This is a genomic window from Streptomyces sp. NBC_01294, from assembly GCF_035917235.1.
Lineage (GTDB): Bacteria > Actinomycetota > Actinomycetes > Streptomycetales > Streptomycetaceae > Streptomyces > Streptomyces caledonius.
Map to the genome: position 1 here is coordinate 5669727 of NZ_CP108423.1, position 24194 is coordinate 5693920.

Sequence of the window (24194 nt, forward strand, 5' to 3'; positions counted from 1 at the left end):
TGCGCCGCCCCGCACCGCCGGGGGCCGCCGCATTCCGCTACTCCGTCCCGGTGAGCTCCCGGTCCAGCACCGTCACCAGCCGCGCCCCTTCGCGGTTCTTGCGCGCCTGGTCCAGCCGCAGCCGTGCCGTCCGCCCGGACAGCGCGAGCGTCATCAGCTGGTTCCCGAACCAGGGCCCACCCGTCCGCCGCCAGTTCACGGGCGGCCGACCCGTCCGCCCGTGCAGGGAGAAACCGCGCCCCAGCCACCGACCCGTCCGCGACCAGCCCAACCGGAATCCCCACTTCACCGCGGTGTGGATGGAATTGTGCACCGGCGAGCACGTCAGCTGGAACACCCGGGACGTACTCGGTATTCGAGGCTCGGCCACATACGCGTGGTGGACGTCGCCCGACAGCACGCACACCGTCGCCGGCGCCCGCGGACCCGTCCCCACCTCCTCGATCAGATCCGTCAGCGCCGCGAACGAGGCCGGGAACGCCGCCCAGTGCTCCAGGTCACTGCGCCGGCGCAGATCCTCCCCGATCCGGGCCCACCGCGGCCCGCGCTCCCCACGGCACAGCGCGGCATTCCACGTCTCGGCATCGTGGATCAGCGGCGGCATCAGCCAGGGCAGCGAGGACCCGATCAGCAGGTGGTCAAACCCCCCGTGCCCGCCGAGGGCGTTCTCCCGGAGCCACTGCTGCTCCACCGGATCGAGCATCGCGCGCCCGTCCTCGGCCAGCACCCGCGCGGCCCGGGTGTCCACCATCAGCAGGCGGGTCCGGCCGAAGTCGCGCCGGTAGCTCCAGCGCACCGTGGCCGGGTCGGCGTCCGCCGCGGACGCGAAGGCCCGTAGCGGTTCCGTACCGTCCGGGGTCTGGCGTATCGCCCCGTACAGCTCGTCGGCCGCCAGCTCGGCGGGCGAGAGATTGCCCAGGTGCTGGTACACCCAGTACGACATCAGGCCGCTGAGCACGCGCTCCCGCCACCACGGCGTCGCCCGCATCTCCGCCACCCACGACGCGCTCGTGTTCCAGTCGTCGATGACGTCGTGGTCGTCGAATATGTGCAGGCTCGGGACGGTCGACAGCAGCCAGCGGATCTCCGGGTCGAGCCAGGACTCGTAGTACAGCCGCGTGTACTCCTCGTAGTCCGCGACCTGGGCGCCGGGCGGCTCCCGCAGATCCCGCCGGGCCGCGAGCCACTGCCGGGTCTCCTTGGACAGCGCGTCGGCGTACACCTGGTCGCCGAGCAGCAGCAGGACGTCCGGGCGCACCGCCTCCGGATCGGCGGCCAGCCGCGCCGCGAGGGTGTCGAGCGCGTCCGCGCCGTGCGGCCCGTGCCGGCCGGCCGGCGGCGCGGCCTGCCGGCAGGAACCGAACGTGACGCGCAGCCCGGGCGAGGGCCGGCCGGAGCCCGCCACGGCCGGAGCGGTGATCGTGCTCGGCGGGAAGCCGCTGTCGGGCAGCGGCCACACCTGCCGGCCGTCGAGCAGCACCTCATACGCCGTCGTCGCGCCCGGGGTCAGGCCGGTCACCGGCACCAGCGCGTAGTGGTGACCGGCTATCTGGAAGGTGCGCGCACTGCCGCCGGCCCCGTCGGCGCACCGCACCTCGGCCGTGCACGGGCGGTCCGCCTCGACCCATATCGTGGCAGACCCGCCCGTGTCCCAGTCGACGTAGCGCAGCAGCGGCCCCAGACGCAGTCCGGCCATGCAACTCCCCCTCCTCCGTAGCCCTTTCGATCACGTTACGACGGGGAGGGGGAGCCACGCCTCCCCCTGGCGGGGGAAAGATCGGCCGACTTGTCAGCAGCCGTTGAGGATGTTGACCAGGGCCGTCTTCTCACCGGAGTCCATGCTCAGGCCCCAGTGCTGCTTCACGTGGACCCACATCCGCGCATACGCACAACGGTAGGCCGTCCGCGGCGGCAGCCACTTGCCGGGGTCGAGGTCGCCCTTGGCCTGGTTGACGTTGTCGGTGACCGCGATGAGCTGCGGGCGGGTGAGGTCGTTGGCGAACTGCTGGCGCTTGGTGGTGGTCCAGGAGCTGGCACCGGAACGCCAGGCCTCGGCGAGGGCGACGACGTGGTCGATGTCGAGGTCGGAGGCCGCCGTCCAGGTGGCGCCGTCGTACTCGGAGTACCAGCTTCCGCTCACGGCGGCGCAGGCGGAGTCCTGCCCCACGTTCACGCCGTCCCGCTTGAGGACGGTCTCGCGGGTGTTGCAGCTGCCGGAGACGGTGCTCCAGTGCGGGAAGAGGTCCCGGTTGTAGCCGCTGGTGGACCCTTCCGCCTTCGGCGTGACCGTCGCCAGGTACGAGCGGGCGGCCGAGGCGCTCATGGGGGTGGGCGGTGCGGCCTGGGCGGTCGGGGCGTTCAGGAGGGACGTGAGCGCGGCGAGGGCAGCTGCTGACGCGAGCACGCCAATTCGACGCGCGTAGACGCTGGGTATGAGTGCCATGGGGGCTCCCTGGGTGTGGGGGTGCGGCCGTACGGCCCCGGCGGGGCCTGGCCATGCTGGCGGCGCCGGATGTCGCGGGGATGGGCGCCAGGTGACAGCGTGGCGACATGAGCACGTCACATCAAGTCGAGCAACGCCCCGGTTTTAAGTGGAAGTTGAGATTCCGTGGCTGCAGGGGCTGATGAGGCGGCCGCGGGGGGTATAGGGGTGGGGCATACGGGGGCATACGGGGGCGGGCTGGGGCAGAGCGGGGCAGGGTGGGGCGGGGTGGGATGGAGCGGGTGTGGTGGGGCAGTGCGGGCTACGGCGGGGTGCTGGGCGGAGCTGGATGGCGCTGCGGGGTGCTTCCCGGGTGCGGCGGGGCGGTGTGGGGTGGCGCGGGGCAGTGGGGTGACGCGGTGCGGGACCGGCGGTGCACGGGACGGGACCTGAGGTGCACGGTGGGGCACCTGAGGTGCACGGGGCGGGACCTGAGGTGATGGACCAAAGACCCATTCCGGCACGCCACGCGTGTCGCGTATTCTGTTCGGAGCAGAAGGGGAGTAGCTCTTCGCCGGACCGTCGACATACTGCTGGGTCACCCCAGCCGGCGCCCGGAGGCAGACCGCGGACAGCGGTCGGCCAGCGAGACCTTCGGCCGCAGTGTCCTTTTCAGGTGTAGGCGCGTTCCGCACGCGCATACGCACGCCAGGGCGCCGCCGAGCCGAAGCGACCCCTGATACACCCCAGGTCTCTCGGTCCCGATGGCGTCCTGCCCGACCGATTGAGGTTCCACCCCCGTGTTCAGCTTCAGCATCACGGCGATCGCCTTCGGCGTCGTCTTCCTTGCGGAACTCCCCGACAAGACGGCCCTCGCCGGCCTGATGCTCGGCACGCGCTACCGCGCCTCGTACGTCTTCGCGGGCGTCGCCGCCGCCTTCGCCGTACACGTCGCCCTCGCCATCGCGGCGGGCAGCGTGCTCACCCTGCTCCCGCACCGGCTCGTCCAGGCCGTCGTCGGCATCCTCTTCCTCGTGGGCGCGGCGATGCTGCTCCTGAAGAAGGACGACGGGGAGGAGGAGGTCAAGCCGCCCGCCGACCAGTCCTTCTGGAAGGTCTCGGGGGCGGGCTTCATGCTGATCCTGGTGGCGGAGTTCGGCGACCTGACCCAGATCATGACCGCCAACCTCGCCGCACGCTACGACGACCCGGTCTCCATCGGTATCGGCGCCGTACTGGCCCTGTGGGCGGTCGCGGGCATCGGCATCCTGGGCGGGCGCACCCTGATGAAGTACGTACCGCTGCGGCTGATCACCAAGATCGCAGCCGCGGTGATGGCGGCGCTGGCCGTCTTCTCGCTGTACGAGGCGATCGCGGGCTGAGAGGACGGGCGGGGTTGGCCGGGGCTCCGAGCGACGGGTCGGAACGGCGGGTCGGGTGCGGGTCGGAGCGGCGGCGGATATTCCGTTGCGGGAGGCGCGCGCAACGATCACGCTCGTGCGCGTGACCGACACCACCGCCCCCACGGGCCCCTCCGCCGACCACGCGCCCGAGCGCGATCCCGAGCCGGTGGCCCCGTCGGACCGGCAATTCGGCTGGTCCAACATGTTCGTCCACCCCGACGAGGACACCCGGACCGACGGCGGCTTCCAGGGCGAGCGAGCCGTGCTCGCCGGCTAGCTGCGCGACCAGCGGCTGACGCTGGAACTCAAGTGCGCGGGTCTCGACGCGGAGGCCCTCGCACGGCGCTCGGTGGAACCTTCCAATCTGTCCCTGCTGGGCCTCGTACGTCACCTCGCGGGTGTGGAGCAGCACTGGTTCCGGCAGGTCATGGCAGGCGAGGACGTACGCCGGCACTACCGCTCGGAAGGTGACCGCGCGGGGGAGTTCACCGGCGCGGTCGCCGACCCGGCTGTCGTCGCGGACGCATGGGCGACCTGGCGCTCCGAAGTCGCCTTCGCGGAACAACTCGTCGCACAGGCCCCCAGCCTGGACGTCACCGGCGACAACTCCGGTGAGCCGATGGAACTCCGCGAGGTCCTGGTCCACATGATCGAGGAGTACGCCCGCCACAACGGCCACGCGGACTTCCTACGGGAACGCATCGACGGGCGCGTGGGGCAGTAGGGGCCGGCCGGCCGGGGCTTCGGCGGCGGGGAGGTGCGGGGCGGTTCGGGTGGCGGGAGCCCGTGGGGCGGGATCGGATGGTGCGGCGGTGGCTTCGGGGGCCTGATTCCCTCACTCAGCATCAGGGATGGTTTGGGGGTTTCCCGTCAGTCTCATCGTCTCTCCGTGTCGGGCCGGTCCGTCAAGGGCGCTCCTTCGTCGCGTCGCTGCGCGATGGCCTGCGGCCACCCTTGACCGACCGACCCGCCACGGAAATCCGAAGACCGACGGGAACCCCCCCAAAGGAACGGGCCGGCCATTCCTTATCCAGGGACGGGGCGGCCAGCGACCCCCGGGCGGAGCCCGGAGCGCGTCCGATCGCTACGCGCCCCGCACGTCTCAGCGGCTGCAGTCCGTCTGTGGCCGGACATAAGCCGCCACCGATCGCTACGCGCTTCGCAACGAGGGCGACTGACGGCCGTCTGGGGCTGATGAGGGGCGAATCCTCGGCTCAGCCGAGGTGTACCCCGGTCAGGGCGGGGGTGACATCACAAAAAGACGTCCAAACATGGGCAATTGGGGCATTCCTCTGGCCTTTCCGACTGTTCGAGCCGCCAGACCCGGGTACACATCGGAATAGCCGTTGTCGGGCGCCTTTTCTCCCCGTGCGGCCGTCGGACGCCCCGATTGTGCACGTTGAAGGTGCGTGGGCGACTTATGTCCGACCGCAGACGGCCGCCGGCCGCCCTCATCGGGGAGCGCGTAGCGATCTGACGCGCCTGACCAGCCCAAGACGGATCGCAGACGCCGAGATGGAAGGCGTGTGTAGCGATCTGACGCGTTTGATCACCCGCAGGCGGTCGGCGGACGCTGAGATGTGAGGAGCGCGTAGCGATGTGGTGCGCTACCCCCGACCTGCCTGGGGGTCGCTGGCCGCCCCGTCCCTGGATAAGGAATGGCCGGCCCGTTCCTTTGGGGGGTTCCCGTCGGTCTTCGGATTTCCGTGGCGGGTCGGTCGGTCAAGGGTGGCCGTAGGCCATCGCGCAGCGACGCGACGAAGGAGCGCCCTTGAGGGACCGGCCCGCCACGGAGAGACGATGAGACTGACGGGAAACCCCCAAACCATCCCTGATACCGGGTGAGGGAATCAGGCACCCCGAAGCCACGGCCGCACGACCTGATGCCGCTCATGGGCACCCCGCCGTCCGAAGCCGCCGCTGCGCAGGTCGTCAGCCCCGTAGGGTGTGCGCCGCTCGAAGCCTCCGCCGCGCGGGCTTGTTCCGCCCCGCCACGCCGGAGCGGGCCCCCGAAGCCCCGCCCGCCCCCTACGCCCCGCGGAGGGTTATCTCGATCGTGCCGTCGGGGGTGGTGGTGACGTTGAGGGTCGTCAGGTCCGGGACGTGGACCGTGGGGGCGTGGGCGGCTGCGCGGGGGCCGACGCCGATCACGCGCATGCCCGCCGCCTGGCCGGCGCTGATGCCCGCGGCCGAGTCCTCGAAGACGATGCAGTCGGCCGGGTCCACGCCCAGCGCCGCGGCGCCCTTGAGGAAGCCCTCCGGGTCGGGCTTGCTGGCCGCGACGGACTCGGCCGTGACCCGTACCTTCGGCATCGGCAGGGCGGCGGCGGTCATCCGGGCCTCGGCCAGGGCGGCGTCGGCGGAGGTGACCAGGGCGTGCGGCAGGCCGTCGAGCGCCGCCATGAAGGCCAGGGCGCCCGCGACCGGGACCACGCCGTCGGTGTCGGCCGTCTCGCGGGCCAGCATCACCGCGTTCTCGGCGTGGTTGACCTCCATCGGGCGGTCCGGAAGGAGTACGGCCATGGTGGCGTAGCCCTGGCGGCCGTGGACCACCTTGAGGGCCTCCTGCGGGTCCAGTCCGTGGGAGACCGCCCAGTCGCGCCAGCAGCGCTCGACCACCGCGTCGGAGTTGACGATCGTGCCGTCCATGTCCAGGAGCAGGGCCTTGGCGGTGAGGACGACGGGTGTGGTGGCGGTGCTGGCCGGCATCGGCGGGGCTCCAGACGGGCGGGAAAAGAGAACAAGTGGTTCCGTCCACCGGTCAGGGAGTGAGGACGGAACCACTTTGTTCCTACACGATACAAAACGAAGGGCGGTCCGCGCCAATTGCGGACGTGTGACCCCCGTCCCTTATCCCTCCAGCTCCTTGCGGGTCACCGGACCGTAGAAGCCCCATTCCTGGTCGTCGATGCCCCGGTCGTACTGGAAGTCGGACAGGGCCCGCTCCACCCTCCAGCCGAACTCCCCGTCGAACTTGCCGCGGTACAGGCCCTGCGCCGCCAGGAGCCGCTGCAGCCTCTCCACCTCCGGACCCGAGTCCCCGTACCGAAGGATCGGGGCCTGCGCGGGCGGCGGCGGGCTGGAGGAGCGGCTCGCGCTGGGCGACGGGCGCGGGGACGGGGGCCCCGAGGTACGGGACGCGCTCGGTGACGGGGACGGCGACTTCGAGGCGCTCGGCGACGGGGAGGCCGAGCGGGACGCGCTGCTCGTGGTCGGGCTCCCGGACGGCGCGGCCGGGGCGGCGCTCGCCGCGGGCGCGGACGGCTTCGCGTCCGCCAGGGCGGCGTCGCTCCCCGCGGACGTCGGGAGCACCCACACCGCCATGGCCGTCCCGCTGAGGGCGACCACCGACGCGGCGCCCAGCAGCACGGCCAGCGGGCGTCGGGAGGCCGGGCCGGTCCGCTTCTCCGGGCCCCCGCCCCCGCCCCCACCCCCTCCTCCGCCGCCTGGCTCGTACGTGTATCCGGCCTCCGGGACCGTCCGGAGCTGGACCGTCTCGGCCGGGCGCGGCGCATGCTCCGGCCCTGCCTGCCACGGCCCGTCCACCGGCGGTACGGGTATCCCGGGTATCCCGTACGCCGGGGTGTCGTCCTCCGCCGCCACCGGGTGCGGGGCCGGGGGCGGGGTCGGGGCCACCACGCCGGACACCGGCGGCGGGGACGCCGGGGTGTCCGGCTCGCCCGGGTCGGGCAACGTCACGTACGGGCGGATGCGCAAGGGGTTGAAACCCACACCCGGCGCACACCCGCAGCCGGCGCCGACAGCGCCGCAATCTGGACAGTGCTCACCGCTCACTGGACTCCCTCCCTGGCCATTGCCTGCGATTATGCAGACCCGTCAAGCCCCTCCCAACCGTCCGAGAGGCCATAACCGGACACACCGCTCAGGATGGAGATGTTGATCCGGCCTGAGGAGGAACCGATGGCTCAGGATGTGACCACGAAGGCCGAGGGCTCCCCTCCCGGCCCGCGGAAGTCCAACCCCGCCGGCGAGCACGCCTCCCGCGAGGTGCTCGTCTCCATCGGTGCCCTGCTGCTGGGTCTGCTGATCGCCGCGCTCGACCAGACGATCGTCTCCACCGCCCTGCCGACCATCGTCAGCGAGCTCGGCGGCCTGTCCCACCTCTCCTGGGTCGTCACCGCCTACATGCTCGCCGCCACCGCCGCCACCCCCCTGTGGGGCAAGCTCGGCGACCAGTACGGACGCAAGAAGCTCTTCCAGTACGCCATCGTCCTCTTCCTGATCGGGTCGGCACTGTGCGGGCTCGCCCAGGACATGCCCCAGCTCATCGGCTTCCGCGCCCTCCAGGGCCTGGGCGGCGGCGGACTGATCGTGCTGTCGATGGCGATCGTCGGCGACATCGTCCCGCCCCGTGAACGCGGCAAGTACCAGGGCCTCTTCGGCGGTGTCTTCGGCGCGACCAGCGTGCTGGGCCCCCTGCTCGGCGGTGTGTTCGTCGACCACCTGTCCTGGCGCTGGGTCTTCTACATCAACCTCCCCATCGGTCTCGTCGCGCTCGTCGTCATCGCCACCGCCCTGCACATCCCGGTGCGCTCCTCGAAGCACACCATCGACTACCTCGGCACCTTCCTGATCGCCTGCGTCGCCACCTGCCTCGTGCTCATCGCCTCCCTCGGCGGCACCTGGGGATGGGCCTCGGCCCGGATCATCGGTCTCGCCGTCCTCGGCGCCGTCCTGCTCGCCGTCTTCCTCCTGGTGGAGCGCAAGGCCGCCGAACCCGTTCTGCCACTGGGGCTGTTCCGCGTCCGCACCTTCACCCTCTGCTCGGTGATCAGCTTCATCGTCGGTTTCGCGATGTTCGGCGCGATGGTCTACCTGCCGACCTTCCTGCAGGTCGTCCAGGGCGTCTCACCCACCCTGTCCGGCGTCCACATGCTGCCGATGGTGGTCGGCATGCTGCTCTCCTCCACCGTCTCCGGCCAGATCGTCAGCCGCACCGGCCGCTGGAAGGTCTTCCCGATCGCCGGCACCGCCGTCACCGCCGTGGGCCTGCTCCTCCTGCACCAGTTGCACCGCACCACCTCCACCTGGGAGATGAGCATCTACTTCTTCGTCTTCGGAGCCGGTCTCGGCCTGGTCATGCAGGTGCTCGTCCTGGTGGTGCAGAACGCGGTCAGCTACGCCGACCTCGGCGTCGCCACCTCCGGTGCCACCTTCTTCCGCTCCATCGGCGCCTCCTTCGGCGTCGCGATCTTCGGCACGGTCTTCATCAACGAGCTCGACACCAAGCTGACCGCCGCCCTCGCGGGCGCCAAGCTGCCGCCCGGCGTGAACGTCACGCAGCTGGAGGCCGACCCCCGGGCCATCACCGCCCTCCCCGCGGATCTCCAGCCCCGCGTGCTCGACGCCTACGCCACCGCCATCACCGACGTCTTCCTCTACGCCGTCCCCGTCGTCCTGATCGCCTTCGTGGTGGCCTGGTTCCTGAAGGAGGACACGCTCCGCGGCTCGGTCACCGCACCCGATGTGACCGAGACCCTGGCCTCCAACCCCGTCCACCGCTCCTCCCGCGACGAGGTCGCCCGCGCGCTGACGGTCCTCGGCACCCGCGAGGGCCGCCGCCACGTCTACGAGAAGATCACCGCGAAGGCGGGCTACGACCTGCTGCCCGCCGCCAGCTGGCTGCTGCTGCGGATCAACAAGTACGGCTCCGCGGAGCCCGCGATGCTCGCCGAGCGGGTCAACGTCCCGCTGAAGGTCATCACGGACGCCGCCCGCCAGGTCGAGGAACGCGGGCTCGCCGTCCGCGACGGGCTGCCGCTGGTCCTGACCGACCAGGGACGCGAGACCGCCGCGAAGCTCGCCGAGGCCCGGCAGGAGTCCCTCGCCGAACTGCTCGGCGACTGGTGGGGCCCGGACCGCCCGACCGACCTGGTCAAACTGGTCCAGGAGATCAACACGGAGCTGTGCGGATCGGACGCGGAGGAGCCCTACGACGCCGAGCCGCGCCGGGACCACGCCGCGCCCTAGACACCTGGTAGCCAGCCCCCCCGCACCGTCCCTTGCCCGGGCCGAGGAGTGCGGGCGCGCCGGCTCAGACCAGGCGCTTCTCGAACCAGTGCTCCGCATACGGGCCGGAGCTGTACGCGGGTATCTCCGCGTACCCCTGACGCGCGTACAACGCGCGGGCCTCCACGAGATCCGACCGGGTGTCCAGCCGGACCCGCTCGGCGCCCAGGGCGCGGCCCTGCGCCTCCAGGGCCGCGAGCAGCGCCGCCCCGCCGCCGGTGCCGCGGGCGCGCTGGTCGACATACACCCTGGTGAGCTCGGCGGTCAGCGGGTCGAGCAGGCGTATGCCGCCGCACGCCAGTGGCTCGCCGGCCCGCCGGCCGACGACGAACTGCCCCGTCGGCGGAGCCAGCCCGTCGTCCGGGAAGTCCAGCAGCCCCTGGTCGATCTCGGCCTCGGTGACCTGACGTTTCCAGTACCGGCCGGCGACCTCGGCGTAGTACGCGCGGCGCAGGACGGTGGCGTCCGGGCTGGTGAACGGCTCGGGGGTCACGGTCCACGACGTGGTGGGTGTGCGGTGCTCGCGTGCGCTCTGAGTGGTCATGGCGTCATTGTGGAGCGGGCGGCGGGACTCCCGCGTGGAATATCCACAGGGCCGGGCTGATGATAGGAAAAAGGAAAAACCGTGCATACCCGGAGGGTGTGAAACGCCATGTCAGAGCATCCCGACTGTGCCCTGGTCCGCCGCGGCTACGAGGCTTTCGGCAGGGGCGACATGGAGATGATGAGCACGCTGCTGACGGCCGATGTCATCCACCACGTGCCGGGCAGCAACCCGCTGTCCGGGCACCACAAGGGGCGGGAGAACGTCCTCGACTTCTACCGCCGACTCGGCGAGGAGACGAAAGGCACCTTCCAGGTGCACCTCGAATCGGTGCTGGCGGACGGGCGCGGACACGTGATGAGTTTCCACACGGCGCGCGGCGACCGCGGCGACCGCGGCATCGAGATCCGCGAAGGGCTCTTCTTCACGATCGTCGGCCACAAGATCACCGACATCGACCAGTGCACCGCGGACATCGACGAGGAAGACGCCTTCTGGAGCTGAAGACGCCTTCTGGAGCTGAGGACCCCGACCCGGCGGCCCGGCCGGGGTGAGAGCCGACACACCGGGGCGGGGCGAAGGGCCCGGTGCCCCGTTCCCGGTGTGCCGCAGCCCGGGACACGCCCGCTCCCGGGCCCCGGCACACCCGCGCCCGCGCCGCGCCGCGTCAGGCCTTCTTCGGCGCCGCCTGCTGCACGACCTCGAACGACCACACCGTCGAGCCCGAAGCCGCCGGCTTCGGCCGCTCGCCGCCGCCCTCGCCGCCGCCACCCGCGGGACCGCCCTGGTGAGCGGCCTTCATCGGCCCCTCCATCCAGGCCTGGAAGTCCTCCTCCGAACGCCACCGCGTGTAGACCAGGTACTGGTCGGTGCCCTCCACGGGGCGCAGCAGCTCGAACCACTCGAACCCGTCGGAACCCTCCACCGTCCCGGCCCGGGAGGCGAAGCGCCGCTCCAGAACTTCCCGCTGCTCGGCGGGAACCGTCAGTGCGTTGATCTTCACGATGCTCATGGGAGCCATCCTAGGTATCCCGCGGGAGATATCGTCTTGCGGGTAATGAAGCGCGGCAGCCAGGCGAAGTCGGGGTTGCGGTCAACAGGGCGGGAGGCCGGCGAGGCGTGGCTAACGCGGCAGAGCACAGTGGTGCGAACGGACATGCCGGGGTCATAGGCGATAGCGGCAGGCTCGGGGCGGCACGCCTCCTCCTGTGGGCGCTGGTGGGCGTCCTCGCCGTCAGACAGGCCGCCGCCGCGCTGCGCCTGCCACCGGGCGAGTGGCTGAGCGGCCTCCACCTCCCGGGCAGCATCCCCGGGTCCCTGTACGACACCGGCCAGTTCGCCGGCACCCCCTTCGCCGGGCTGGTCCTCAAGCCCCTCGTCGGCCTCACCGCCCCGTCGCTGGAGGTCGCCTGGACCTGCGTGACGCTGCTGTGCGTCGCCGCGATCGGGCTCGTCGCCGCGCGCGGCCTGCCCGATCCGGTGCCGCGGCGCACCGCGCTGCTCGCCGCGCCCGTGCTGACGGCCCTGATGATGGTCTCGCTGCCCGTCCGCGAGGCCGCCTCACCGGGCCGGACCGCCGTCCTGCCCGTGCTGCTGGTGCTCCTGGCCGTCTTCCGCGTGCCCGGCGACCGGCCCGCGGGCTTCCTCGTCGGCCTCGCCGCCGCGCTCCAGCCGGCGCTGCTGCTCTTCGCCCCGCTGCTGTGGCTGACCGGGCGGCGCCCCACCGCGCGGACCGCCGCCGTGACCTTCGCCGGAGCCACCGCGCTGTCCTGGGCGGCCATGCCGCGCGACTCCTGGACGTACTGGGTGGAGCACCTGGCCGGCACCGGCCTCGGCGGCGCCCCCGACGGCCTCGCCAACCAGTCCGTGCACGGCGCGCTGCTGCGCCTCGGCCTGACCGGACCCGTCGAGATCCTGCTCTACGCCGCCCTCGCGGCCGCCATCGTCTGGATCGGCCTGCGCCGCGCGGTCCGCTACGCCCGCGACGGCCAGCTGCTGCTCGCCGTCGCCGTCACCGGCTGCGTGGCCGTGGCCGTGTCCCCGACCGGCTGGCGCCACCAGCTGCTGTGGGTGCTGCTCGCCGTCGCCGGCAAGGTGGGAAAGCGGGCCGCCGACCGGCCCGTGTGGCCGGTGGCCGTGGTCCTCGCCATGACCCTGCCGAGCTCGGTGCTGCTGCCGAACCTGGCCGCGCTGGCCCCCGTACGCGACAACGTACTGCTGCTCACCGCGCTCGTCGCGGCCTGCGCGGTGCCGTTCCTGCCGCGCTCCTCGCCGTACTGGCGCGAGCCCGTACCGACCGACTACGGGCGGCCGGCGGCGGCCCGGTGGTCGCGGGTGCCGCTGCTGCCGTTCTGGCGGCGCGTGCTGTCCCGCCCGAACCTGCTGCTGGAACTCCTGCTGATACGGGTCGGCTACTCGCTCTACTCGCACATCCGCGCGGCGGCCCCCACCAGCCGCTCGCTCGCCGAGGGCAACGCCGACCAGATCCTCGGGATCGAGCAGGCGCTCGGCCTCGACATCGAGCACGCCGTGAACCACGCCGTCGTGAACACGCCCTGGCTGGAGGCCTTCTTCAACTTCTACTACACCTCCTTCCACTTCGTGGTCCCGCTGACGATCCTGGCGGTCCTGTACTGGCGGCGCCCCGGCGACTACCGCTGGGCCCGGGCCTCCCTGGGCCTGGCCACCGTCCTCGCCCTCATAGGCTTCTGGCTGTACCCGCTCGCGCCGCCGCGCCTGATGCCCGGCCTCGGCTTCGTCGACACCGTGCACGGGCCGCAGGACCTGGCCAACCCGTCGTACGGGGCCATGACCGCGATCTCCAACCAGTACGCGGCGATGCCCTCGCTGCACTTCGGCTGGTCGCTGTGGTGCGGGATCGTGATCGTGGTGCTGGCGCCGAAGGGCTGGCAGAAGCTGCTCGGCGCGCTGCACCCGCTGATCACGGTGTGCGCGATCGTCGCCACCGCCAACCACTGGGTGCTGGACGCGGTGGGCGGCGCGCTCGTCGTGACCGCCGGCTTCGGGCTCGTGTACGTGCTGTCCGGGCCGCGGGGTCTGCAGGTGAAGCTGCCGGTGCAGCGGGCCGCCGCGAGCACGGAGGGCGCGGGGGACACGGGCACGGGCGCGGGGGACACGGGCGCGGACGGGAAGTCCGTGCGACGGGTGCCGTCGGCGCGCGCCCGCTCGTAGCACCGGTCTTGGATGGCGCGCCGCACCCGTCACACGCATCATGGGATGGGCGCGCCAAGGCCGTTTCCCGTGACGGGGAGCGTGGACAGCAGACCTCGGGGAGAGACGAGAATCCCCATGAGGACGCCCACGCGTAGGAGCAGGCGTACGAGCACGAGCACGCGTACGAGAACGCGTACGGGCAGGTGCACCCTGTACGTCCGGGCCGCGCTGCCGGTCGCCGTGGCGGGGGCTCTGACCGTTCCGCTCGTTCCGCTTGTCCCGGTGGCCACGGCGGCGACCGCCGCCGCCCAGCCGTGGCAGCACTGCCGCGAGGCGAGTCCCGCCTCGTTCGACAAACCGCCCCCCGCCGACGCCGGCCGCTTCGGGTACGGGGTGCTGCCCGCCATCGAGGGCGTGACCTGCCTCATCAACGAAGAGCGCCAACGGCTGGGGCTGCGGCCGCTGTCGGACTCCGCCGAACTGCGGAACGCGGCGAACGGGCACGTGACCGCCGCGCTCGCCCAGAAATGGTGGGACAAGGGCGATCCGCACCAGAACCCGCAGGTCTCCGGTACGCCCGAGCAGCAGATCGTGAACCGCATCAGGGACGCCGGATACTGTGCGAACGGCCGGTCGTGGAGCGGCTACGAGATCACCTACAACGGGTGGGGCGGAAAGGGCACTCCGCGGGAGGCCGTCAACTGGTGGCTGAACGTCAGCAAGGAGGGCCACGCCGAGATCATCCGGGATCCCTCGCTCACCGAGTTCGGCATCGCACCCAGGGGCGGAGCGGCAGAGCCGGCCGGGGCCGGGTTCAGCGACGCGGGGACCTATGTGGTCACGCTCGGGCGGTGCGAGAAGTAGAGGGGTTCACGCCGGTGGGATGTTCTGGTTGAGGCGGAAGAGGTTCCCGGGGTCGTAGTGGCGCTTCACCTCCCGCAGACGCCGGTACTTCTCCGCCCCGTACGCCTGCTCGACCCGCTCCTCGCCCTCCTCCATCAGGAAGTTCGTGTAGACCCCGGTCTGGTGGGGTGCGAGCGCCGACCACAGGCCGCGTGCCCACGTCCGCTCCGCGTCGAAGCCCTCGGGGCCCTCCGTCGTCCCGTTGATGTTGAAGGTGTGCCCGGCGCCGCGCCCGCCGAAGGCCGTCTCGTCCTCCGCGACGCGCGCGATGGCCCCACCGAGCTGGAAGATCGGGAAGGCGGTGAACGGGGAGTCGATCCGCGCCGCGTGCTCGGCCGTGCGGTCGATGACGTCGTCGGTGAGGCGGTCGACGTCGCACGACTTGAAGTAGTACCAGCGGCCGTGCGGGAAGGACGGGTCGAACATCGCCTGGTGCTCGGTGAACGGCTTGGGCGCACACAGGTCGAGGACGGGCGCAGACCCGGAGTCCTCGCGCAGCGGCCGCAGCACCTCCTGCCCCTCCTCGACCGGTCCCGCGTAGCAGCAGACCACCATCACGACAGGTTGCCCCTGCAGCCGGGACGGTATGTACGGGGCGGCCGGCGCCTTGCGGTGCACCACCGCCGTGGTCAGCTCGTCCGGCACGTCGGTGATCCACTCGCGGTAGAACCGCAGCAGCCGCGCCGACTCGGCCATCGGCCAGACGACCGGGCCGGCCAGCACGATCGGCCCGAGCGGGTTGAGCCGGAACTCGAACTCGGTGACGATCCCGAAGTTGCCGCCGCCCCCGCGCACGCCCCAGAAGAGGTCCGGGTTCTCGTCCTCGCTCGCCTTCAGGAACGACCCGTCCGCCGTGACCACGTCCACGGAGAGCAGCTGGTCGACGGTGAGCCCGTACTTGCGCATCAGCCAGCCGATCCCGCCGCCGAGGGTGAGCCCCGCCAGGCCCGTGTGCGTGACGATCCCGGCCGGTACGGCCAGCCCGAACTCCTGCGTCTCGTGGTCCAGCTCGCCCAGCAGGACCCCGGCCTGCGCCCTGACCGTCCGGGCCTGCGGATCCACCCGGATGCCGCGCATGGAGGAGAGGTCGATGACGATCCCGCCGTCGCACACGGACTGCCCGGGGAAGCTGTGCCCGCCGCCCCGTACCGCGACGGGGAGGCCGGCCGCGGGTCCGGTCGCGAACCGCACGGCTTCGATCACGTCGGCGACGCCCGTGCAGTAGGCGATGAGGGCGGGGGAGCGGTCGACGGAGCCGTTCCAGATGCGGCGGTCCTCGTCGTACGTGGGGTCCTCGGGCAGTACCAGCCGGCCCCGGAAGGACTGGCTGAGCGTGGCCATGCCTTTAGTTTGGCACTCGGGGTTGGGGCACGCATGCCTCTGCGGTGGGGCCTGCGTGGGCTGGGCGGTGCCCGGGGCTCGGGGCGGGCGGGCCGAAGGGGCGCCGGGGCAAGGTCTGCCCCGGCGCCCCTTCGGCTGGATCGTCGCTGTCAGTCAGGATCACCCGGTTGGGGCGGGGGCGCCACTCGAACGGGTGCGGGCCGACTGCCGGGGCTCCGCCCCGGACCCCGCGCCTCAAACGCCGGCGGGGCTGAAAGATCGGGGCTCCGCCCCGGACCCCGCGCCTCAAACGCCGGCGGGGCTGAAAGATCGGGGCGCCGCCCCGGACCCCGCGCCTCAAACGCCGGCGGGGCTGAAAGGTCGGGGCGCCGCCCCAGGCCCCGCGCCTCAAACGCCGGCGGGGCTGAAAGGTCGGGGCGCCGCCCCAGGCCCCGCGCCTCAAACGCCGGCGAGGCTGGAATGGGTTGGCGGGGCTGGATTGGGTCAGCCGTGGCTGACCCGGAGTTCCTTGATGCCGTTGAGCCAGGCCGCGCGGAGTCGGCGGGGGTTCTCGCCGGTCAGGCGGAGGTCGGGCAGGGCATCGGCCAGGGCGTTGAAGATCAGGTCGATCTCCATGATGGCCAGGGACTTGCCGAGGCAGAAGTGCGGACCGCCGCCGCCGAAGCCCAGGTGGGGGTTCGGGTCGCGGGTGATGTCGAAGACATCGGGATCGGTGAAGACCTCCGGGTCGTGGTTGGCGGAGGAGTAGAACAGCCCCACCCGGTCGCCCGCCTTGATCTTCTGGCCGCCCAGCTCGGTGTCCTGGGTGGCGGTGCGCTGGAAGGACACCACCGGGGTGGCCCAGCGCACGATTTCCTCCGCGGCGGTCGACGGCCGGGTCGCCTTGTAGAGCTCCCACTGCTCGGGGTGGGTCAGGAAGGCGTGCATGCCGTGGCTGATGGCGTTGCGGGTGGTCTCGTTGCCCGCGACGGCAAGGAGGAGGACGAAGAAACCGAACTCGTCCGAGCCGAGGTTGCCCTGCCCCTCCGCCGCGACGAGCTGGGTGACGATGTCCTTGGCCGGGCACTCCTTGCGCGCGGCGGAGAGGTTCATCGCGTAGCCGATGAGTTCCATCGCCGCGTTGGCGCCGACCTCCTCGGTGATCGCGTACTCCGGGTCGTCGTAGGCGATCATCTTGTTCGACCAGTCGAAGATCTTGGAGCGGTCCTTCTGCGGTACGCCGATCAGTTCGGCGATGGCCTGCAGCGGAAGCTCGCACGCCACCTGCGTGACGAAGTCGAAGCTGCCGTCGGCCGCTGCCGCCGACGCCTCCCCGACGATCTTCCGGGCCCGGTCCCGCAGGGCCTCCTCCAGCCCGCGGATGGCCCGCGGGGTGAAACCGCGCTGCACGATCTGGCGTACGCGCGTGTGTTCCGGCGGATCCATGTTCAGCATGATCAGGCGCTGGGCATCTATCGCATCACGCTGGATGTGCTCGTTGAAGCGGATGATGGCCGTGTTGGTGGTGGAGGAGAAGAGCTCCGGGTGCGTGGAGACGTACTTGACGTCCGCGTGCCGGGTCACGACCCAGTAGCCCTCGTCGTCGAAGCCGGTGACGCCGCGCCGCTGCGGACACCACCACACCGGTGCGGTCTGCCGCAGCTGGGCGAACTCCGGGTAGGGGACCCGGCTTTGGAGCAGGTCGGGGTCGGTGGCGTCGAAACCGTCGGGCAGCGCGGGGCAGGACATCGGGCAACTCCAAAGTCTGACGGACCATCAGAAGTTGGCTTGAAGGTAGTAACGAGTTCTAGAAGTGACAAGGGTCGGAGCGCCGACTGTTGCGTGTGGAATCCGTGCAGGCCGCGTGCAAGACCCTTGCGTGACGGGGGTCCGGGTCATAAGACTGCGGGGAGAACTAGAACGCGTACTAGTTCGAGGCGGGGCGCCGGGACGGCCCGCCGTGCCGGCGCTGTGCAGGAGAGGACGAGCTCATGGCCGCGGAACCCGTCATCGTCGAAGCCGTACGCACCCCCATCGGCAAGCGCGGGGGCGCGCTCGCCAACCTCCATCCCGCCTACCTGCTCGGCGAGACCTACCGTGAACTGCTGGCCCGTACCGGAATCCAGCCCGACTGCGTCGAGCAGATCGTCGGTGGCACGGTCACCCACGCCGGCGAGCAGTCGATGAACCCCGCCCGCAACGCCTGGCTCGCCATGGGTCTCCCGTACGAGACCGCCGCGACGACCGTGGACTGTCAGTGCGGCAGCTCGCAACAGGCCAACCACATGGTCGCCAACATGATCTCCGGCGGGGTCATGGACATCGGCATCGCCTGCGGCGTCGAGGCCATGAGCCGCGTGCCGCTGGGCTCCGGATCCAAGCACGGCCCGGGCAAGCCCTTCCCGGACGAGTGGAACGTGGACCTGCCGAACCAGTTCGAGGCCGCCGAGCGGATCGCCCGCCACCGGGGCCTGACCCGCGAGGACGTCGACAAGCTGGGCCTGCTCTCGCAGGAGCGGGCCGCGGCCGCCTGGGCCGAGGAGCGGTTCAAGCGCGAGACGTTCGCCGTCCAGGTGCCGACCACGGAAGAGGAACAGGCCGCCGGACAGGGCATGTGGCGCCTGGTCGACCGGGACGAGGGGCTGCGCGACACCAGCATGGAGGCGCTGGCCCGGCTCAAGCCGGTCATGCCGACCGCCGTGCACACCGCCGGCAACTCCTCGCAGATCTCCGACGGGGCCGCCGCCGTGATGTGGGCCTCGCGCAAGATGGCCCGCGCGCTCAAGCTCAAGCCGCGCGCCCGGATCGTCGCCCAGACGCTCGTCGGCGCCGACCCGCACTACCACCTGGACGGGCCGATCGACGCGACCCGAGCCGTGCTCGGCAAGGCCGGGATGTCCCTCAGGGACATCGACCTCGTCGAGATCAACGAGGCGTTCGCCTCCGTCGTCCTCAGCTGGGCCCGGGTCTTCGACCAGGACCTGGAGAAGGTCAACGTCAACGGCGGCGGCATCGCGCTCGGCCACCCCGTCGGCGCCACCGGCGCCCGGCTGATCACCACCGCGCTGCACGAGCTGGAGCGCCGTGACAAGGAGTTCGCGCTGATCACCATGTGCGCCGGCGGCGCGCTGGCGACCGGCACGATCATCCAGCGTCTGTGAGCTCCGTGAGCTCTCCGTGAGCTCTTTGGGCAGGCGCCTTTGAACCCCGTGGGATGGGATGCAGAAGGCCCCGGTGGCCGGACCTGGGGAGGTCGGCCGCCGGGGCCTTCGTGTGTCTGCTGCCGTCTGCTGCGCTGCTGTTGGTGGCTTAGTACCAGTGGTTGGCGGACCAGAAGTTCCAGGCGCCGACGGGGCTGCCGTAGCGCTCGTTCATGTAGTCCAGGCCCCACTTGATCTGGGTGGCGGGGTTGGTCTTCCAGTCGGAGCCGGCGGAGGCCATCTTCGAGGCGGGCAGGGCCTGGGCCAGGCCGTACGCGCCGGAGGACGGGTTGGTCGCCGTGTGGCTCCAGCCGCTCTCGTGCGAGATGATCTTGTCAAACGCGGCGAACTGGGCCGGGTCCTTGATCATCTGCTGAGCGATCGCCTTGGCACTCGCGGGGGCGGCCTGCGCGGGAACCGCGGCCAGCATGGAACCGGCGACACCCAGGGCGAGGACGGAACCCACGAGGGTCTTCTTGGAAGCGGCGATGCGGCGGATGACGACGTTGGACACGGATGGACCTTCCGAAGGGAACAAGGACGGTCGCAGGCATGCCGGAGACATGCGTGAGCCACTCACGCGGAGGAGAGGGGTTCGTCGGCGGCGGGTGAAGCACCCGTGCCGCCTGGCGACTCATCCAGTTCTACAGACGCCCCGACACCCTGGCAAAGCCCCCGCTTACTAGCGGCCTTCGCAGGAAGGGCCCCGCAGCCCTCCGGTGACCCCCGAGAGATCCGCGCAGATGAGGGCCCGAGAGGGCGGTTTGGGGCCTTTTGGGCGGCTACTATCCAGGTTCGCATGTGACCTGGGCCCTATGGGGCGGGTCACCGCCGGAGGCCCTGAATGTCACCTTCCGTCGCCGCTCGTACACCTTTCCGCGGCAGGTTTACGGCCGATCTCGCCCACCGGATCGAAGGAGACGGGCGGGTCGAAGGCAGCTTTTCGAGTCGCCCGCCGCAGCGCCTTCAGCAGGGTGGCCCCGAGCGTGAGCGTCAGTACGACGGTCAGCGCGGCCCGGCCCAGGTCCCAGCCCACCGAGGTCGCCAGGCAGTACGCGACAAACCGCGCCAGGTTCGCGGCGATCGGCTCCCCCGGGTGGAAGGAGATGCCCTGGCCCATGCCCTGCAGGATCACCCAGCCCTGCAGGTTCATGATCGTGCCGTACGCGAACGAGCCGGCGCAGCCGTACGCGGCCAGCATCAGCAGCTCCGCCCGGCCCCGGATCCGTTCCGGGCCGGGCAGCAGGCCGGCGCCGAGCGAGAACCAGCCCATGGCCAGCATCTGGAACGGCATCCACGGCCCGACCCCGCCGGTCAGCAGGGCCGAGGCGAACATCGTCACCGAGCCGAGCACGAAGCCGAAGCCGGGGCCGAGGACGCGGCCGCTGAGCACCATCAGGAAGAACATGGGCTCCAGGCCGGCCGTGCCCGCGCCCAGCGGTCTCAGTGCCGCGCCGACGGCGGCGAGCACCCCGAGCATCGCCACCGCCTTGGCGTCCATGCCGTTGTCGGCGATGGTCGCGACGACCACGGCGACGAGGAGGGGGAGCAGCGCGGCGAAGAGCCAGGGGGCGTCCTGGGAGTGGGCGAGCCCGGACTGCCGGTCGGCGAGCAGCGGCCAGCCGAAGGCCGCGATGCCGATGAGGGTGACGAGCACCAGGGCGGCGGCGGCCCGGGGGCCGATGCGGACGGGGCGGGCGGGGCGGGCGGGGCGGTTCATCGGGCCTCCGCCGCTTCCAGCGCCGCGGCGACCTGGCTCACGGTGAGCCAGTGGCCCGGGGCCAGGATCTTCGCCACCTGGGGCGCGAAGGCGGGGGAGGAGACGACGACCTCGGCGGTCGGGCCGTCCGCGACGACCTCCCCGCCGGCCAGGATCACCACGCGGTGCGCCAGCTCGGCGGCGAGCTCCACGTCGTGCGTGGCGAGGACGATGGCGTGGCCCTCGGCGGCGAGGCCGCGCAGGATCTCGATCAGGCGGACCTTGGCGGCGTAGTCCAGGCCGCGGGTCGGCTCGTCGAGGAGCAGCAGGGCGGGGCGGCCGGTGAGGACCAGGGCCAGGGCCAGGGCCAGGCGCTGCCCTTCGGAGAGGTCGCGGGGGTGGATGTCGTCGGACACGCCCGGCAGCAGGGCGGAGACGAGGTCCCGGCAGGTGCCGGGGGCCGCGGCCGCGTCGGAGTCCGCGGCGGCGCACTCGGCGGCGACGGTGTCGGCGTAGAGGAGGTCGCGGGGTTCCTGCGGGACGAGGCCGACGCGGCGGACCATCTCGGGCGGCGGGGTGCGGTGGGGGGTGCGGCCGCCGACGGTCACCTCGCCGGTGGTGGGGGCGAGGGTGCCGACGAGGGCGGCGAGCAGGGTGGACTTGCCGGCGCCGTTGCGGCCCATGAGGGCGATGGTTTCGCCGGGGGTGACGGTGAGGGTGACGTCGCGGAGGGCCTCGGTGCGGGCGCGGCGGACGGTGAGGTTGCGTGCCGTCGCGGGTACCGGTACCCCTGCCGGGGTGGGGGCGGGGCTCGGCTTGCTCCGGCGGAGCAGTCGCGAGAACAGCCCGGGCCGGGCTCCGCTGCTGGGGGCGCCGCCCCCAGACCCCCGCGCCTCAAACGCCGGCGAGGCTGAAAGACCGGGGCTCCGCCCCGTACCCCGCGCCTCAAGCGCCGGCGGGGCTGGAAATTGCTGCGGCGAGGCCGAAGGGCGCCCCGTGCCCGACGCCTCAAGCGCCGGCGGGGCTGGAAATTGCTGCGGCGAGGCCGAAGGACGCCCCGTGCCCGACGCCTCAAGCGCCGGCGAGGCTGGAAATTGCGCCGGCGGGGCTGGAAATTGCCCCGGCGGCGCCGAAGGACGCACCGTGCCCGGCGCCTCAATCGAGGGTGAGGCTGAAACATCCAGCCCCGCCGGCGTTTGAGGCGCGGGTCCGGGCAGAGCCCGGGAAGTGGCGGGGCGGGTGGGCTGGGAGGGTTGCTGCGCGGGGTGTTCCGGGGCGGAGCCCGGGCTCAGGGCCGTGCCCGGGCCCGGGCGCTCACCGAGGCGGGACCTGAGCGGAGCGGCCCGGCGGCGGGCGTCTCGGACCGAGAGGGGGAGGGGGGACCAGCCCGCGAGGCGGCCCAGGGCGACCACCGGCGGGTGGACCGGGGAGACGGCCATGATCTCCGAAGGGGTGCCGAGCACGGGCGCCGCGCCCGGCGAGGGCAGGAGCAGGACCTGGTCGGCGTACTGGACCACCCGCTCCAGCCGGTGCTCCGCCATCAGCACGGTCGTGCCCAGGTCGTGCACCAGCCGCTGCAGCACGGCCAGGACCTCCTCCGCCGCCGCCGGGTCCAGCGCGGACGTCGGCTCGTCCAGGACCAGCACCTTCGGGTGCGGCGTCAGGACCGAGCCGATGGCGACCCGCTGCTGCTGGCCGCCGGAGAGCGTGGCGAGCGGCCGGTCGCGCAGTTCGTTCAGGCCCAGCAGGTCGAGCGTCTCCTCCACCCGGCGGCGCATCACCGCAGGTGACAGCCCCAGGGACTCCATGCCGTAGGCGAGCTCGTCCTCCACCGTGTCCGTCACGAAGTGCGCGAGGGGATCCTGGCCGACCGTGCCCACCACGTCCGCGAGCTCGCGCGGCTTGTGCGTGCGCGTGTCACGGCCGGCGACCGTGACACGGCCGCGCAGGGTACCGCCCGTGAAGTGCGGGACCAGTCCGGAGACCGTCCCCAGCAGGGTGGACTTGCCGACGCCCGACGGGCCGACCAGCAAGGTCAGCTCCCCCTCGGGGATCACCAGGTCGACGCCCTGGAGGGAGGGGCCGGCCGCACCGTCGTAGGTGACCGACACCTGCTCGAAGCGGATCACTGCGACGCCTCCTTGGGCGGTACGGGTGCCACGAAGGCGGGCAGCAGGCCGATCAGGATCGCGGCGGCCGGCCAGAGCGGGAGCGTGGGGGCCTCCAGCGGGACCACGCCCGGGTGCAGACCGGCCGGGTCGAGGCTGCCGGCGTGGATCAGCACGGCGGCGACGGCCGCGCCCGACCCGGCGACCAGCCAGGCGCGCGGCCCCCAGCGGTCGGGCCGGTAGCGGGTGCGCACCGACCGGCGCCCGCCGAGCCGCAGGCCCGCGAGGGCCAGGACCGCGCCGATGCCGAGCACGGGCAGCCCGTACGCGGCGCCCTGCGCGGCGAGCAGCCCGTACGTGCCCGCGCACATGCCGAGCAGGCCGCCGAGGGTGAGGACGTTGGTGGTGTGCCGGACGGCGGGCGGGACCTGCGCCGTACGGCCGTACCCGCGCGCGTCCATCGACGCGGCGAGGGCGACGGAGCGCTCCAGGGCGCCCTCCAGGACCGGGAGGCCGATCTGCAGGATCGCCTTCACCCCGCCGGTGGGGCGTCCGCGCAGGCGGCGGGCGGTCCGCAGGCGCACGACGTCGGCGACCATGTTCGGCGCGAAGGTCATGGCGACGACGACGGCGACCCCGGCCTCGTAGAGGGCGGCGGGGAGGGACTTGAGGAGCCGCGCCGGGTTGGCGAGGGCGTTCGCGGCGCCGACGCAGACGAGGAGGGTGGCCAGCTTCGCGCCGTCGTAGAAGGCGAAGACCAGCTGCTCGGCGGTCACCCGGCCGCCGAATCGGATGCCCTGCGCCCAGGCCGGGAGCGGGACCTCCGGGAGGATGAAGAGGGTGTGCGAGCCGGGGATGGCGGAGCCGAGGAGCATGGAGAAGACCAGGCGCAGGCCGATGACGAACAGGCCGAGCTTGAGGAAGGCCGTGTAGGACCGGGCCCAGGGCGCGTCCGTGCGCCGGGCCGCGACCACGTAACCGGCGACGCCGATGATCAGCCCGAGGAGGAGGGGGTTGGTGGTGCGGGACGCGGCGGTGGCGAGGCCGAGGGCCCACAGCCACCAGGCCCCCGCATGGAGGGCGGTGGCCCGGCCGGCGAGCGGCGCCTGCCATTTCCTGTACGTCGACCGGTGCGAGGGATCCGGCGCCGCGGGCCGGCTCCGGCGGGCCGGGGTCACGTCGCCGGGTGCCGCTCCGGTGGGGGTGCCCCCGGCCTGCGGGCGGCCCGGACGACTCGGATGCCGACCCGCACCACCCGTGCGGTTCGCACCTCGGGTGCCGGTGGGCCCGGCAGGTGGGTGAGCGACGTGAGGGTCCGCGCCGACGGCGGCGTCGTGGCCCGGTGCCCTGCCGGAAGCCGGAGCGGCGGGGTGGTCGGCGGCCGCGGCGCC

At 72.3% G+C, this 24194-nt stretch carries 19 protein-coding genes and 1 pseudogene; 8 read left to right on the forward strand and 12 right to left on the reverse strand.

The window, feature by feature from the left end:
• Window positions 1–37 precede the first annotated feature (37 nt).
• Window positions 38–1696 (reverse strand): alkaline phosphatase D family protein, encoded by a 1659-nt coding sequence (locus OG534_RS25610; RefSeq protein WP_326591007.1) that lies wholly within the window; start codon window positions 1694–1696, stop codon window positions 38–40.
• A gap of 93 nt (window positions 1697–1789) precedes the next feature.
• Window positions 1790–2434, reverse strand: a complete 645-nt coding sequence (locus OG534_RS25615; RefSeq protein WP_326593835.1) for an HNH endonuclease family protein — start codon at window positions 2432–2434, stop codon at window positions 1790–1792.
• A gap of 788 nt (window positions 2435–3222) precedes the next feature.
• Here OG534_RS25615 and OG534_RS25620 point away from each other — a divergent pair.
• The 3 genes and pseudogenes from OG534_RS25620 to OG534_RS25625 form a co-directional block, all read left to right on the forward strand.
• The gene (locus tag OG534_RS25620; protein WP_326591009.1) at window positions 3223–3804 is read left to right on the forward strand and encodes a TMEM165/GDT1 family protein; all 582 of its coding nucleotides are present in this window, start codon (window positions 3223–3225) and stop codon (window positions 3802–3804) included.
• 121 nt (window positions 3805–3925) lie between these two features.
• On the forward strand, window positions 3926–4102 hold the full coding sequence (locus OG534_RS38725; protein WP_442807151.1) for a hypothetical protein: 177 nt from the start codon (window positions 3926–3928) through the stop codon (window positions 4100–4102).
• Window positions 4103–4549 (forward strand): annotated as a pseudogene (locus tag OG534_RS25625) (DinB family protein); the annotation flags it as partial.
• Window positions 4550–5853: 1304 nt separating this feature from the next.
• Here OG534_RS25625 and OG534_RS25630 read toward each other — a convergent pair.
• Together OG534_RS25630 and OG534_RS25635 are read right to left on the reverse strand one after the other, a co-directional pair.
• Entirely contained in the window at window positions 5854–6534 is a 681-nt protein-coding gene (locus tag OG534_RS25630; RefSeq protein ID WP_326591011.1) for an HAD-IA family hydrolase, read from the reverse strand.
• A 141-nt stretch (window positions 6535–6675) separates the two neighbouring features.
• Entirely contained in the window at window positions 6676–7557 is an 882-nt protein-coding gene (locus OG534_RS25635; protein WP_326591013.1) for a peptidoglycan-binding domain-containing protein, read from the reverse strand.
• 189 nt (window positions 7558–7746) lie between these two features.
• Here OG534_RS25635 and OG534_RS25640 point away from each other — a divergent pair, with 189 nt between their 5' ends.
• Complete coding sequence (locus OG534_RS25640) at window positions 7747–9816, forward strand: MFS transporter (RefSeq protein ID WP_326591014.1); 2070 nt, start codon at window positions 7747–7749, stop codon at window positions 9814–9816.
• Window positions 9817–9880: 64 nt separating this feature from the next.
• Here OG534_RS25640 and OG534_RS25645 read toward each other — a convergent pair whose 3' ends face one another.
• Entirely contained in the window at window positions 9881–10399 is a 519-nt protein-coding gene (locus OG534_RS25645) for a GNAT family N-acetyltransferase (RefSeq protein WP_326591016.1), read from the reverse strand.
• A 108-nt stretch (window positions 10400–10507) separates the two neighbouring features.
• Between OG534_RS25645 and OG534_RS25650 the strand changes: the two genes are divergently transcribed.
• Entirely contained in the window at window positions 10508–10903 is a 396-nt protein-coding gene (locus tag OG534_RS25650) for a nuclear transport factor 2 family protein (protein WP_326591018.1), read from the forward strand.
• 163 nt (window positions 10904–11066) lie between these two features.
• Here OG534_RS25650 and OG534_RS25655 read toward each other — a convergent pair whose 3' ends face one another.
• Complete coding sequence (locus OG534_RS25655; protein WP_326591020.1) at window positions 11067–11411, reverse strand: antibiotic biosynthesis monooxygenase family protein; 345 nt, start codon at window positions 11409–11411, stop codon at window positions 11067–11069.
• Window positions 11412–11518: 107 nt separating this feature from the next.
• Here OG534_RS25655 and OG534_RS25660 point away from each other — a divergent pair, with 107 nt between their 5' ends.
• Complete coding sequence (locus tag OG534_RS25660; protein WP_326591022.1) at window positions 11519–13591, forward strand: bifunctional glycosyltransferase 87/phosphatase PAP2 family protein; 2073 nt, start codon at window positions 11519–11521, stop codon at window positions 13589–13591.
• A gap of 264 nt (window positions 13592–13855) precedes the next feature.
• Window positions 13856–14437, forward strand: a complete 582-nt coding sequence (locus OG534_RS25665) for a CAP domain-containing protein (RefSeq protein ID WP_326591023.1) — start codon at window positions 13856–13858, stop codon at window positions 14435–14437.
• A gap of 6 nt (window positions 14438–14443) precedes the next feature.
• Here OG534_RS25665 and OG534_RS25670 read toward each other — a convergent pair whose 3' ends face one another.
• On the reverse strand, window positions 14444–15817 hold the full coding sequence (locus tag OG534_RS25670) for an FAD-binding oxidoreductase (protein WP_326591024.1): 1374 nt from the start codon (window positions 15815–15817) through the stop codon (window positions 14444–14446).
• A gap of 483 nt (window positions 15818–16300) precedes the next feature.
• Window positions 16301–17545, reverse strand: coding sequence for a cytochrome P450 (locus OG534_RS25675; protein ID WP_326591025.1), 1245 nt, complete (start codon window positions 17543–17545; stop codon window positions 16301–16303).
• A gap of 242 nt (window positions 17546–17787) precedes the next feature.
• Between OG534_RS25675 and OG534_RS25680 the strand changes: the two genes are divergently transcribed.
• Window positions 17788–18957: a steroid 3-ketoacyl-CoA thiolase gene (locus OG534_RS25680; RefSeq protein ID WP_326591027.1), complete on the forward strand. Its 1170-nt coding sequence runs from the start codon at window positions 17788–17790 to the stop codon at window positions 18955–18957.
• A 148-nt stretch (window positions 18958–19105) separates the two neighbouring features.
• On the opposite strand, the gene OG534_RS25685 is transcribed toward OG534_RS25680, so the two are convergent.
• The 4 genes from OG534_RS25685 to OG534_RS25700 form a co-directional block, all read right to left on the reverse strand.
• A complete protein-coding gene (locus tag OG534_RS25685; protein ID WP_442807152.1) occupies window positions 19106–19561 on the reverse strand; it encodes a transglycosylase SLT domain-containing protein in 456 nt (151 codons plus the stop codon).
• 282 nt (window positions 19562–19843) lie between these two features.
• Window positions 19844–20716 (reverse strand): ECF transporter S component, encoded by an 873-nt coding sequence (locus OG534_RS25690; RefSeq protein ID WP_326591030.1) that lies wholly within the window; start codon window positions 20714–20716, stop codon window positions 19844–19846.
• The gene (locus OG534_RS25695) at window positions 20713–22824 is read right to left on the reverse strand and encodes an ATP-binding cassette domain-containing protein (protein WP_326591032.1); all 2112 of its coding nucleotides are present in this window, start codon (window positions 22822–22824) and stop codon (window positions 20713–20715) included. The genes OG534_RS25690 and OG534_RS25695 overlap by 4 nt, the downstream gene beginning before the upstream one ends.
• Window positions 22821–23981 (reverse strand): energy-coupling factor transporter transmembrane component T, encoded by a 1161-nt coding sequence (locus OG534_RS25700; RefSeq protein ID WP_326591034.1) that lies wholly within the window; start codon window positions 23979–23981, stop codon window positions 22821–22823. The genes OG534_RS25695 and OG534_RS25700 overlap by 4 nt, the downstream gene beginning before the upstream one ends.
• Window positions 23982–24194 lie beyond the last annotated feature (213 nt).